This is a genomic window from Massilia norwichensis, from assembly GCF_024753245.1.
GTDB classification, from domain to species: domain Bacteria; phylum Pseudomonadota; class Gammaproteobacteria; order Burkholderiales; family Burkholderiaceae_D; genus Telluria; species Telluria norwichensis.
On sequence record NZ_JANUGX010000020.1, the window covers coordinates 1 to 12,020 of the forward strand.

General features: G+C 62.9%; 13 protein-coding genes and 4 tRNA genes. 13 read left to right on the plus strand and 4 right to left on the minus strand.

The window, feature by feature from the left end; genetic code table 11:
- The 3 genes from NX782_RS16245 to NX782_RS16255 all read left to right on the plus strand — a co-directional run.
- Window positions 1-618 (plus strand): Hcp family type VI secretion system effector (locus NX782_RS16245; RefSeq protein WP_308632985.1); only part of this gene is annotated, 618 nt, incomplete at its 5' end.
- A 12-nt stretch (window positions 619-630) separates the two neighbouring features.
- Window positions 631-1,137: a BPSL0067 family protein gene (locus NX782_RS16250; RefSeq protein WP_258846526.1), complete on the plus strand. Its 507-nt coding sequence runs from the start codon at window positions 631-633 to the stop codon at window positions 1,135-1,137.
- A complete protein-coding gene (locus NX782_RS16255) occupies window positions 1,134-1,526 on the plus strand; it encodes a hypothetical protein (RefSeq protein WP_258846527.1) in 393 nt (130 codons plus the stop codon). The genes NX782_RS16250 and NX782_RS16255 overlap by 4 nt, the downstream gene beginning before the upstream one ends.
- A gap of 53 nt (window positions 1,527-1,579) precedes the next feature.
- Here NX782_RS16255 and uvrB read toward each other — a convergent pair whose 3' ends face one another.
- Window positions 1,580-3,676: an excinuclease ABC subunit UvrB gene (gene uvrB, locus NX782_RS16260; RefSeq protein WP_258846528.1), complete on the minus strand. Its 2,097-nt coding sequence runs from the start codon at window positions 3,674-3,676 to the stop codon at window positions 1,580-1,582.
- A 108-nt stretch (window positions 3,677-3,784) separates the two neighbouring features.
- On the opposite strand from uvrB, the gene NX782_RS16265 reads away from it, so the two are divergent.
- The 5 genes from NX782_RS16265 (at window position 3,785) to NX782_RS16285 (ending at window position 6,362) form a co-directional block, all read left to right on the plus strand.
- Entirely contained in the window at window positions 3,785-4,996 is a 1,212-nt protein-coding gene (locus tag NX782_RS16265) for an amino acid aminotransferase (protein WP_258846529.1), read from the plus strand.
- Between the two features lie 44 nt (window positions 4,997-5,040).
- A tRNA-Asn gene (locus tag NX782_RS16270) sits at window positions 5,041-5,116 on the plus strand.
- 84 nt (window positions 5,117-5,200) lie between these two features.
- A tRNA-Asn gene (locus NX782_RS16275) sits at window positions 5,201-5,276 on the plus strand.
- Between the two features lie 109 nt (window positions 5,277-5,385).
- The gene (locus NX782_RS16280; RefSeq protein WP_258846530.1) at window positions 5,386-5,883 is read left to right on the plus strand and encodes an Xre family toxin-antitoxin system antitoxin; all 498 of its coding nucleotides are present in this window, start codon (window positions 5,386-5,388) and stop codon (window positions 5,881-5,883) included.
- Complete coding sequence (locus NX782_RS16285) at window positions 5,880-6,362, plus strand: RES family NAD+ phosphorylase (RefSeq protein ID WP_258846531.1); 483 nt, start codon at window positions 5,880-5,882, stop codon at window positions 6,360-6,362. Before NX782_RS16280 ends, NX782_RS16285 begins: the two co-directional genes overlap by 4 nt.
- A gap of 6 nt (window positions 6,363-6,368) precedes the next feature.
- On the opposite strand, the gene purT is transcribed toward NX782_RS16285, so the two are convergent.
- Window positions 6,369-7,580, minus strand: coding sequence for a formate-dependent phosphoribosylglycinamide formyltransferase (gene purT / locus NX782_RS16290; protein WP_258846532.1), 1,212 nt, complete (start codon window positions 7,578-7,580; stop codon window positions 6,369-6,371).
- 90 nt (window positions 7,581-7,670) lie between these two features.
- On the opposite strand from purT, the gene NX782_RS16295 reads away from it, so the two are divergent.
- The 4 genes from NX782_RS16295 to NX782_RS16310 all read left to right on the plus strand — a co-directional run bounded on the left by NX782_RS16295 (window position 7,671) and on the right by NX782_RS16310 (window position 9,364).
- Window positions 7,671-7,746 (plus strand) — tRNA-Asn (locus NX782_RS16295).
- Window positions 7,747-7,801: 55 nt separating this feature from the next.
- A complete protein-coding gene (locus NX782_RS16300; protein WP_258846533.1) occupies window positions 7,802-8,920 on the plus strand; it encodes an acyl-CoA dehydrogenase family protein in 1,119 nt (372 codons plus the stop codon).
- A gap of 12 nt (window positions 8,921-8,932) precedes the next feature.
- Window positions 8,933-9,008 (plus strand) — tRNA-Asn (locus NX782_RS16305).
- Window positions 9,009-9,166: 158 nt separating this feature from the next.
- Window positions 9,167-9,364: a hypothetical protein gene (locus tag NX782_RS16310; RefSeq protein WP_258846534.1), complete on the plus strand. Its 198-nt coding sequence runs from the start codon at window positions 9,167-9,169 to the stop codon at window positions 9,362-9,364.
- A gap of 59 nt (window positions 9,365-9,423) precedes the next feature.
- Here NX782_RS16310 and NX782_RS16315 read toward each other — a convergent pair whose 3' ends face one another.
- Window positions 9,424-10,611, minus strand: coding sequence for an MFS transporter (locus NX782_RS16315; protein WP_258846535.1), 1,188 nt, complete (start codon window positions 10,609-10,611; stop codon window positions 9,424-9,426).
- Window positions 10,612-10,701: 90 nt separating this feature from the next.
- On the opposite strand from NX782_RS16315, the gene NX782_RS16320 reads away from it, so the two are divergent.
- Complete coding sequence (locus tag NX782_RS16320; RefSeq protein WP_258846636.1) at window positions 10,702-11,148, plus strand: winged helix-turn-helix transcriptional regulator; 447 nt, start codon at window positions 10,702-10,704, stop codon at window positions 11,146-11,148.
- On the opposite strand, the gene NX782_RS16325 is transcribed toward NX782_RS16320, so the two are convergent.
- Entirely contained in the window at window positions 11,140-12,018 is an 879-nt protein-coding gene (locus NX782_RS16325) for an ATP-binding response regulator (RefSeq protein ID WP_258846536.1), read from the minus strand. The two genes, NX782_RS16320 and NX782_RS16325, sit on opposite strands and share 9 nt — an antisense overlap.
- Window positions 12,019-12,020: the final 2 nt, after the last annotated feature.

Genomic DNA, 12,020 nt, shown 5'->3' on the forward strand with positions numbered 1-12,020 from the left:
GCCTGCGGGCCGCTTTTTACGTTTAGAAGCGGGCTCTTCCGTGGTTTGATTCCGGCCAAGCTTTGCGGTTTGCCGCAGCGTGACAATTCTTCCTTTGATTTCCGGACATTCACAAGGGAGGGGCAAATGGCAGTCGACGCATACCTGCAGATCGAAGGCATCAAAGGCGAATCCGCCGACGACAGGCACAAAGACTGGATCGAAGTGTCGAACGTCGCGTGGAGCGTTCATCAGCCTCGGGCGTCAGTCGTATCGACTGCCGGCGGTCATACCACGGGCAGGGCAAGCTTATCCGATATGTCCTTCCGGAAGCTGGCCGACCTGTCTTCGCCAGTCCTGCAGCAGCACTGTGCAATGGGGAAGACCCTCCCCAAAGCGAGGTTCGAGTTCATGCGCGCTGACGGTGACGGCAAGCCGATCTGCTATTACGCGGTCGAACTGGAAAACGTCATGATCTCCGGAGTGAACCCGACAAGCGGCGAGGGCGGCATCATCAACGAACACGTGTTCCTGGCGTTTTCCAAGATGAAGTGGAAGTACACGAAACAAGGCATCCGCGGCGGCACCGATGGCAACAGCTCCGGTGGCTGGGACTGCGCCGCCCACAAATGCGTATGAGAAGGTGGCGGCATGGGCGCCATCGATGATCTTCCAAAGCGCAACGTCGTTTATCAGGGCACGTATCAAGGCCTCGGTTACGACGCACTTGTCGACAAATACAATGGGATGTTCCTCGCCGGTCACGGCGAATTCCTGGGCAGGAATCACGAATGCGCTGCGCTGCCCCAGGCGCTGACCGACGTCGGCTACACCGGCAGGTGGGCGCCGGGTCCACGGGTAATCGATCTCGATTTCCTTGTTCCCGGCACTGTCATTGCCAACTTCAAGAACGTCAACGGCCGGCACGTATTCCCGAACCAGAGCGGTTGGCACGTCGGCCTGTTCGACCGGTTCTGGCGCGGTGCGAGATTGGTGAATGGCTTGCCATGCGAGTTTTCGATGTTCGATCAATTTCATGGAAAGCCAGCCGGTCTTCGCGGCGTCGCGATACTGACGCCGGAGTGGAAGAAGGCGAATCCGCTGTACGGAACACCTTCCAACGATGCGTCCGAGTTCTTTGTCGTGGTGGTGCCATGAAAGGACTTCTTTTTGTGTGCTTGCTAGGAAGCGCTGTGGCACAAGCGCAGGAGATAGCCTGTCCCAAATTTTACCCATCGGAGGACGCTGTTCAGCAAGACGGCAAAGGCGTACTCAAGAAACAGGAGCTTTCAGGAGCAAGCTGGATGGGAGGCGAATTCAACGATACATTCGGCGAGATGACCGGTGGGAGCAGAAAGGTCAAAGGCGGCATGGACACTGCCGTGCCAACCTTCGCCAAATGGTTCGTCTGCTGGTACGGCGGTGGACGGGCAGTGGCGTGGTGGCAGGAATTGCGACCGGAACTCACCAAGGCGGGAAACTGCAAGATCCAGCTTCGGGACAAGCCCGGTCGTGATCCGATGGATGTAAGGCTCGTTTGTAAATGAAAAAGGCTGAACCCAAGATCAGGGTTCAGCCTTCACCGGCAAGTATCTAGCGCTTACTTGCCCAGAATCGACACCACATTATCGGCCCCAGGCGCCCCAAACGCCTGCTGCTTCAGCACATGCAGCTGGTCGCGCACCTGGGCTGCCTTCTCGAACTCGAGGTTCTTGGCGTGGTCGACCATGAGCTTCTCGAGGCGCTTGATCTCTTTCGAAATCTGCTTCTCTGACATGCCCTCGACCTTCGCCGCTTCCGTAGACAACCCGTCGGCCTGCGACATGTTCCTGGCGGCGGCTGCGCTGTAGACGCCGTCGATCATGTCCTTGATCTTCTTGTTCACGCCCTTCGGCACGATGCCGTTGGCTTCGTTGAAGGCGATCTGCTTGGCGCGCCGGCGCTCGGTCTCGTCGATGGCTTTCTTCATCGAGTCGGTGATCTGGTCGGCGTACAGGATCGCCACGCCGTTCAGGTTACGCGCCGCGCGGCCGATGGTCTGGATCAGCGAGCGTTCGGAACGCAGGAAGCCTTCCTTGTCGGCGTCCAGCACGGCCACCAGCGACACCTCCGGCAGGTCGAGGCCCTCGCGCAGCAGGTTGATGCCGACCACCACGTCGAAGGTGCCCAGGCGCAGGTCGCGCAGGATCTCGACGCGCTCGACGGTATCGATGTCGCTGTGCAGGTAGCGCACCTTGATGCCGTGGTCGCCCAGGTACTCGGTCAGCTGCTCGGCCATGCGCTTGGTCAGCGTGGTCACCAGCACGCGCTCGTCCTTGGCGATGCGGTCGTTGATCTCGCCCATCAGGTCGTCGACCTGCGAGCGGGCAGGGCGCACGATCACCTGTGGGTCGACCAGGCCGGTCGGACGCACCACCTGTTCGACCACGTTGTCGGCCTTCTGCTTTTCGTACTCGGCAGGCGTCGCCGAGACGAAGATGCATTGCCGCATCTTGCTCTCGAACTCCTGGAACTTCAGCGGCCGGTTGTCCAGCGCGGACGGCAGGCGGAAGCCGTAATCGACCAGGTTCACCTTGCGCGAACGGTCGCCGTTGTACATGGCGTTGAGCTGGCCGATCATCACGTGGGACTCGTCCATGAACATCAGCGCGTCCTTCGGCAGGTAGTCGATCAGCGTCGGCGGCGGCTCGCCCGGCATCGCGCCGGACAGGTGGCGCGAGTAGTTCTCGATGCCCTTGGTGAAGCCGACTTCGGCCAGCATTTCGAGGTCGAAGCGGGTGCGCTGCTCGAGGCGCTGTTCTTCCAGCAGCTTGCCCTGCTGGCGGAACTCTTCGAGGCGGTCGCGCAGCTCGGCCTTGATCGAGTCGACGGCGCGTAGCACGGTCGAACGCGGGGTGACGTAGTGCGAGCCCGGATACACGGTGAAGCGCGGGATCTTCTGGCGCACTTTGCCCGTCAGCGGATCGAACAACTGCAGCGATTCGATCTCGTCGTCGAACATCTCGACGCGGATCGCGAGTTCGGCGTGCTCGGCCGGAAAGATGTCGATGGTGTCGCCGCGCACGCGGAAGGAGCCGCGCGCGAAGTCCATTTCGTTGCGCGTGTACTGCATCTGGATCAGGCGGGCGATGACGTCGCGCTGCGCGACTTTGTCGCCGGTGCGCAGCGTCAGGATCATCTTGTGGTACTCGTTCGGATTACCGATACCGTAGATGGCCGAGACGGTCGCGACGATGACCACGTCGCGGCGCTCCATCAGCGACTTCGTGCACGACAGACGCATCTGCTCGATGTGCTCGTTGATCGACGAGTCCTTTTCGATGAACAGGTCGCGCTGCGGCACATAGGCTTCCGGCTGGTAGTAGTCGTAGTAGGAGACGAAGTACTCGACCGCGTTCTGCGGGAAGAACTCGCGGAACTCCGCGTACAACTGGGCCGCCAGGGTTTTATTCGGCGCGAACACGATTGCCGGCCGGCCGGCCTTGGCGATCACGTTGGCCATCGTGTAGGTTTTACCGGAACCCGTTACGCCCAGCAGCGTCTGGTACATCAGGCCGTCGTCGATGCCGTCGACCAGGCCCTGGATCGCGGTCGGCTGGTCGCCGGCGGGCGGGAAGGGCTGGTGCAGCTTGAACGGCGAGTTGGGGTAGGTAATGACGGTAGGTGAGGGAGTATCAACGACCGATAGTTCTGCCATGAGATCAGACCTTTGCTAGAATGGGAATCCGCCTGCGGCAGTGCAACATCCATGCCGCTGTCTATACAACCGCTGCGAACCCAGCCGACAAACATAAAGTTTATCACGATGAATTCCACAGCCCCTGCCAGCATCTTCGGCGCCATCGCCATGGCCCCACGCGACCCCATCCTGGGCATTACCGAAGCCTTCAATGCAGATACCAACCCGGCCAAGATTAACCTGGGTGTGGGCGTCTACTACGATGACAACGGAAAAGTGCCCCTGCTGGAATGTGTGCGCAAGGCGGAAGCAATGCTGATGGAACAACCTGCGCCGCGTACCTATCTGCCGATCGAAGGCCTGGGTACGTATGACAAGGCTGTGCAAGAACTCGTATTTGGGGCCGACAGCCCGGTAATTCAAGAGAAACGTGCGATCACCGTGCAGGCCCTGGGCGGCACCGGCGCGCTGAAGATCGGCGCCGATTTCCTCAAGCGTTTCTCGCCGGGCTCAAGTGTCTACATCAGCGATCCGAGCTGGGAAAACCACCGCGCGCTGTTCGAAAGCGCCGGCTTCACTGTCAAAAATTACGCTTACTACGACCCGGCCACCCACGGCGTGAATTTCGAAGGCATGCTGGCCGACCTGCGCAACATGCCGGAAGGTGCGATCGTCGTGCTGCACGCTTGCTGCCACAACCCGACCGGCGCGGATCTGAGCGCCGAGCAGTGGGGTGAGGTGATCGCTGCCGTGCAGCAAAATGGCCTGATTCCTTTCCTGGACATGGCTTACCAGGGCTTCGGCTCGGGCATCGCCGAAGATGGCGCCGTGGTCCGCCGCTTCGTCGAGGCCGGCGGCCCGCTGCTGGTGTCGAATTCGTTCTCGAAGTCGTTCTCGTTATATGGGGAACGCGTCGGCGCGCTGTCGGTGGTGCTGTCGTCCGCTGAAGAAGCGGCGCGCGTGCTGTCGCAGCTCAAGCGTGTGGTGCGCACCAACTACTCGAACCCGCCTGTGCACGGCGGCAAGGTGGTCGCCACCGTGCTGTCGACCCCGGAACTGCGCCAGCTGTGGGAAGACGAGCTGGCCGGCATGCGCGTACGCATCAAGGAAATGCGCGAACAGCTGGTGACCAAGCTGGCCGAGAAAGCGCCGCGCCGCGACTTCGGCTTCGTGCGCCAGCAGGTCGGCATGTTCTCGTATTCGGGCTTGACCAAGGAGCAGGTCGGCAAGCTGCGCGAGGAATCGATCTACGCCGTGGACACCGGCCGCATCTGCGTGGCAGCGATGAATTCGAAGAACATCGATCGGGTCGTTGACGCCATCGCAAAAGTTCTCTAAACTCTTGGCTCTTCCGATTCAGCAAGCATGAATCGGAAGACGATTCCCTGATAGCTCAGTCGGTAGAGCGACGGACTGTTAATCCGCAGGTCCCTGGTTCGAGTCCAGGTCGGGGAGCCAAAGTTTCAGCCTCGGCGAGGCATGCACAGTTAGTAAGTTGCTCTGTGCAAGTCGCGACGGGGAAGCTATAATAGCAACATCAATTCCCTGATAGCTCAGTCGGTAGAGCGACGGACTGTTAATCCGCAGGTCCCTGGTTCGAGTCCAGGTCGGGGAGCCAGAATACATGAGAAGGCCGCTTGTTCAACCAAGCGGCCTTTTTCTTTTGGCGCACGCCGCTTGTGCCGTCTGCTCATTTGATCTAAAATTTCTGCTCAAAGGAGCAAATCATGACGACGATGGCGGCGCAGCAATTTCACCCGGAGTCAGACGACGGCGACAAAAGCCGTTGGCTCAACTTCCGCGAGCTTTATCACACCACCCCCGTCGATCGCATCGACCTCATCCGCAGCGGCGTGAACGCCGCCGACTTCAAGAACTTCGTCAGCCGCCTCGATATCCAGCAAGAAAAAGTCTTCACGATGCTGGACATCGCCACCGCCACCGTCAACCGCAAGGCCAGCCGCAACGAGTCGCTGTCGCGCGAAGACAGCGAAAAGATCGTCGGCATGGCCAAACTCATCGGCCAGGTCGAGGCCATGCTCGAGGAATCGGGCGATCCCGACCTCATGCGCGACTTCGACGCCGCGCGCTGGCTCACCCACTGGATGGAAGAGCCGATTCCCGCCCTGGGCGGCGCCACGCCCGCCGACTACATGGACACCATCGAAGGCCAGGAAATGATCTCGCGCCTGCTCGCGACGATGCAGACCGGAGCCTACGCTTGATCAGCGTCTGGCGCATCGCCACCGACGCGCCCGGCTACACCGCAGACGACCTCACCGGCACCGGCGCCAAGCTCTCCGGCGGGCGCTGGAACCGGCCCGGCAACGCCATGCTCTACTGCGCCAGCAATATCTCGCTGGCGGTGCTCGAAACCTTTGTCCACCTGAAGGCCGGCAGCCTGCCGCTGAACCGCTACCTGGTCGAGCTCGCCATTCCCGACGATGTCTGGGCGCGCGCGATGTCGCTGCTGCCGCCGGCGGTCGGCTGGGATGCCATCCCGACCGGCAAGACCAGCCTCGACGAAGGCGACCGCTGGCTCAAGGCGAATACCAGCGCGCTGCTGATCGTGCCTTCCGTGATCGTCAGCGAGGAGCGGAATGTGCTGATCAATCCGCAGCATCCGGACGCTGCGCGGATCGTGGCGCACAAGTGCAGGAAGTGGACTTACGATCCCAGGCTGATGGGCCCGGGACCGCGGTAACGCGTCTTACTTGCCTGCGACCGGCCGCACCTTCCCGGCTGCCTCCAGCGCCCGCTGGCGCGCCGTATCGACATCCGGCGCCGTCGCCAGCGCCACGCCCATGCGACGGCGCGCGAAGGATTCCGGCTTGCCGAACAGGCGGATGTCCGATCCCGGCACGCGCAGCGCCTCGGCCACGCCTTCGAACGCAATCCCTGCCTGCTCCAGCTGGCCGTAGATCACCGCCGAGGCGCCTGCCGAGCGCAGCTCCGGATTGACCGGCAGGCCGAGGATGGCTTTGGCGTGCAGTTCGAATTCGCTCTGGATCTGGGTCGCCATCGTCACCATGCCGGTATCGTGCGGACGTGGGCTGACTTCCGAGAACCACACCATGTCGCCCTTCACGAACAGCTCGACGCCGAACACGCCGCGGCCGCCGAGGCTTGCGGTGACCTTGCTGGCAATTTCGCGCGCGCTTTCCAGAGCGCGCGGGCTCATCACCTGCGGCTGCCAGGATTCGACATAGTCGCCCTGCACCTGCTTGTGGCCGATCGGCTCGCAGAAGCCGGTGACGATCTCGCCGTCGGCGTTGTTGGAGCGTACGGTCAGCAGCGTGATCTCGTAATCGAAGTCGATGAAACCTTCGACGATCACGCGGCCGGCATCGACGCGCCCGCCGGCGGCCGCGTGGTTCCAGGCGTTTTCCACGTCATCCGCGCTGTCCAGTTTCGACTGGCCCTTGCCCGAAGACGACATCACCGGCTTCACCACGTTCGGAAAGCCGATCTCGGCGCAGGCCGCTTTCAGCTCGTCCAGGCTGCTGGCGAAACGGTAGGGCGAGGTTGCCAGGCCCAGTTCTTCGGCGGCCAGGCGGCGGATGCCTTCGCGGTTCATGGTCAGCTGGGCTGCGCGCGCGGTCGGGATGCAGGTGATCTTGCCCGCGGCTTCCAGTTCGGCCAGCTTGTCGGTGGCGATCGCCTCGATCTCCGGCACGACCAGGTCGGGCTGCTCGCGTTCGATCAGCGCGGCCAGCGCGTCGCCGTCGGTCATGTCGATCACGTGGGCGCGGTGCGCGACCTGGTGGCCCGGCGCATTCGCGTAACGGTCGACGGCGATCACTTCGATGCCGAGGCGCTGCAGCGAGATGATCACTTCCTTGCCGAGTTCGCCGGAGCCGAGCAGCATGACGCGGGTAGAAGAAGAGGAAAGGGGTGTGCCGAGGATGGGTGCTTTCGTCATGGTTCTGGATGGTGAGAGGGGAGGCGCACACTATAGCAAAATAAAAAAGCTTGCCGGATTCTATCCAGCGGTTATAATTGCGGCCTCAATTCCCTGATAGCTCAGTCGGTAGAGCGACGGACTGTTAATCCGCAGGTCCCTGGTTCGAGTCCAGGTCGGGGAGCCAGATTCAAGAAAGGCCGCTTCATCGAAGCGGCCTTTTGCTTTTCCAGGTCCTGCCCATGATCGCCACCAACGACGCAGCACTCATCGCCGACCGCGCTTTCGAAGCCGACCGCGAAGGCTGGCTGCATCCGGCGCAGCAGGCACTGATCCACGAGCGCGGCTGGCTGCGCATGCTGGCGCCGCGTGCAGCCGGCGGCCTGGAAATGGCCTTGCCGGACGTCGTGCGCCTCGAAGAGTCCATCGCCCGCGTCGACGGCAGCATGGGCTGGACCGTGACCCTATGCGCCGGCGCCGGCTGGTTCGCCGGCTTCCTGGCGCCGCGGCTGGCGCGCGAGATCCTGGCGACGCCGGATGTCTGCCTGGCCGGCAGCGGCGCCCCGACCGGTGTCGCCGAGCGCGAAGGCGAGGGCTGGCGCATCACCGGCTTGTGGGACTACGCCAGCGGCGCGCCGATGGCCACGCACTTCACCTTCAATGCGGTCCTGCGCGAGCACGGCGCGGCACTGCTGGACGCCGCGGGCCAGCCGCGCATCCAGGCTTTCGTGGTGCCGGCGGCGCTGGTGGAGATGGTGCCGCGCTGGCGCAGCATCGGCCTGCGCGCCACCGCTTCGCACGCCTATCGCGTGAGCGGGCAATGGGTGCATGCCGAGCACGGCTTCGCGATCGATCCTAGTAAAGCAGTCGAGCAGGGCCCGCTCTACCGTTTCCCTTTCATGGCGTTCGCCTTCGTCACGCTGGCGGCCAACGTGGCCGGCATGGCCCATCATTTCGTCGACCTGGCCGAGGAATGCATCGCGCACCGCCGCAACCGCTTCAGCGGGCAGGACGAGCCCTTGATCGAGGTGCCGGCCGTGCGTGCGCTGCTGGACGCGACCCGTGCTTCGCTGGATGCGGTTCGTGCACGCTTCTATGCGCGCCTGGATGCGACCTGGGCGCAGGTGGCCGCGGGCGCGCCGGTCAGCGAGGATGAAGCCGCGCAGATGCAGGCGCTGGCGATGGCATGGGTGAACGCATCGCGGCGCGCGGTCGATGCGCTGTTCCCTTACTGCGGCCTGTACGCCATGCGCGAGGATGCGCCGATCAACCGTGTCTGGCGCGACTTCCACACGGCTTCCCAGCACGCTTTGCTGGTGCCGCACGCAAGCACTGGTCAAATCGCAACTCAGCCGTTATAATTCGGCCTCAATTCCCTGATAGCTCAGTCGGTAGAGCGACGGACTGTTAATCCGCAGGTCCCTGGTTCGAGTCCAGGTCGGGGAGCCAGAATCCAGAAAAGGCCACTTCATCGAAGTGGCCTTTTTGCTTTTCGGCGCTAGATTGCCAGTCATGCTGCATGAGGTCGATTCGCTTCACAGCCGAGCGCGCCGTTTCCGTCGCGAATGAATATACTCAGCATATCCGGCCACTATTGGGAGTGCATGATGAACAGACGTCGCGACTACAAGACTGCCTTGCTGATCGATGCCGTGGTCTACGCCGCGTCCGCCGAAGTCCGCGCGCATGCTGCAGATGGGCTTTCGGAGCGACCGTTGCCGCACGATTTCGCCATGCGCGTCTTCCTCGAGCCTGGAAAGCGTCGCCATCATCCGCCTGCGCAGCCGGCGGCATCGCCGGCCTAGCGGTGTTCTGGCGACTGTCGAAAGGACTTGCAAGGTCTTGATGACTTGATTCCGGTCCTTTATCGCCGCGTCACAGCCCACACACCAAGCGCCAGCAGGCTGACCCCGGCGCCGAGCAGGCAGACGCCTGTCCAGCCAAAGGCGGCGTAGGCCGCGGTGGTCGCCAAAGCGCCGAGGCCGCTGCCTGCGGCGTAGAACAGCATGTAGGCGGCGACAACGCGACTGTGCCCGTCCGATTGCGAGCGAAAGATCATGCTCTGATTGGTGACGTGAATGGCCTGTCCGCCGAGATCGAGCAGTACGATGCCAAGCACGAGCGCCCACAGCGATGTGCCCAGGAAGAACAGCGGCAACCACGCGACCGCCAGCAGGACGAGTGCGCCGAACGTGGTGGCCTGCGTGAAGCCCCGGTCTGCCCAGTGTCCGGCGCGTGCGGCAGACAAGGCACCGGCGGCGCCCACCAGGCCGAAGGCCCCGATTGCGGTGTGCGAAAGCAGGTAAGGGGCTTCGCTCAGCGGCAACACCATGGCGCTCCAGAAGATGTTCAGCGCGGCGAACATGAGCAGCGCCAGCGCACCGCGGACCTGCAATATGCGGTTGTCCCGGAGCAGCAGGAACATCGAGCCGATCAGGCGAAGATATTCCATCCGATGCGAAGGCTTCGCCAGACGGGGCAGGCCTGACCGTAGCAGCATCGCAAGCATCAGCATCGCCGCCGCCGAGCAGGCATAGACGGCGCGCCAGCCGCCGATATCGCTGATGCCACCGGCCAGTACCCGGGCCAGCAGCAGACCGACAAATACGCCGCCTTGCGCTGCGCCCACCACCCGTCCCCGTTCATGTTCGGGGGCGGAAGCGGCGGCATAGGCAATCAAGCCCTGGGTCATCGCGGTTCCAAGCGCACCGGTCAGCAGCATGGCTGCGAACAGGACGGCGGGGGACCAGGCCAGTCCCACAAGGACAAGTACAGCCGACAGCATCAGCGCCTGCACCAGCATCAGGCGCCGGCGATCGAGCAGATCGCCGAGCGGAACGAGCAGCACCAGCGCCAGTGCGCACCCGGCCTGCGTGGCCGTGACCACGGCACCGATCCCGGCACGCGGAATGGAGAAGTCCGCAGCCAGGGCATCCAGCAGGGGATGGGCGTAATACACATTCGCGACACTCAGCCCGCTCGCGCAGGCAAACAGCAGCATGAGCCCGCGCGGCATTGCCGGGACTGTGGATGTGATCTGACTTGCCTGCATCGAGTCTCTCCAAGGTGGTTGCAAAACGAAACCAGTTGGAGAATAGCCAGCTTGGTTTTAAAATGCAACCACTTTGGAGCTCGAGTGAAAATGAAAAGCCGTAAGAACATGAGTTCGCAACCTTGCCCGGTGGGCCGCTCGCTTGAGGTCATCGGCGACCGTTGGAGCTTGCTGGTGGTGCGCGACGCCTTCGACGGGGTCCGCAGGTTCAGCGACTTCCAGCGCCAGCTCGGCGTCGCGCGCAATATCTTGTCGGAACGACTGCGCCGACTGGTCGATGCCGGCATCCTGGCAACCCAGCCGGCCGCGGACAGCGCCGCCTACCAGGAATATGTGCTGACCGAGCAAGGCCAGGCCTTGTTTCCCGTTGTGGTGGCGCTTCGTCAGTGGGGCGAACGGCATCTGTTCGCGGAAAATGAGCCGCATTCCGAGCTGGTAGAGAAGGCGACGGGCGAACCCCTGGATTTCATGGCGCCTCGGACAATGGATGGGCGCACGGTGTCGCCGGACGACACCGAGGTACGAAAATTATCGTAGTGACGTGGCTTTCGCCGACGCACGGCGACTGGCCGCAATCTCGGCCAACAGCGCAGCAAGATCGCTTCCGTCGACCGGCTTGACGAAGTGAAAATCAAAACCGGCGGCCTTCGTCGCCGCGCGGTCCTCATCGCGTCCATACCCTGTCACGGCGATCAGGACGGCGTTTGCCGTCGAAGGATTTGCACGCAGGCGACGCGCCAGAGCGAAGCCATCGATTTCGGGCAGGCCGATATCGAGCAGATAGACATCGGCGGGGGCGTCCATCGCCTTGCGCAAGGCGGCGACCGAGCTGTGTTCGGTGCATACTTCATGGCCCTCGGCCGCAATTCTGGTCGACAGCATTTCGGCTGCATCGATATTGTCATCCACGACCAATATGCGCAGCGGGCTCGCCGGGCTGGCCGATGCCGGGAAAGGCGCATGCGGCTCCAGGTCGGCGCCGGCTGGCGCCATCGGCAATATCAAGGTGAAGCAGCTGCCCTTTCCCAGGCCGCCGCTGCTGGCGCCGATGACGCCGCCATGCAGCTCGACAAGCCGCTTGACGACGGCAAGTCCAATCCCGAGGCCACCTTGCGCACGGTCCGCGGCACGCTCGGCCTGGGCGAACAGGTCGAATGCGCTGGCGATCAAATCCTCGCTCATCCCGATGCCGTTGTCGTTCACGGCGACATGAATACGTCCTTCCCTGGCCGCCATCTCGACCCACAGCCGGCCTCCGGGCGGTGTGTACTTGGCTGCATTGTTGAGCAGGTTCGCGAATACCTGGATCAAGCGCTTCGCATCGCCGCAGACCACCAGGGGTTCCGTCTGCAGCGGCAGGTCGAGCTGGTGGCCGCGTGCACGGATGAGGGGAATGACCTGCTCCACTG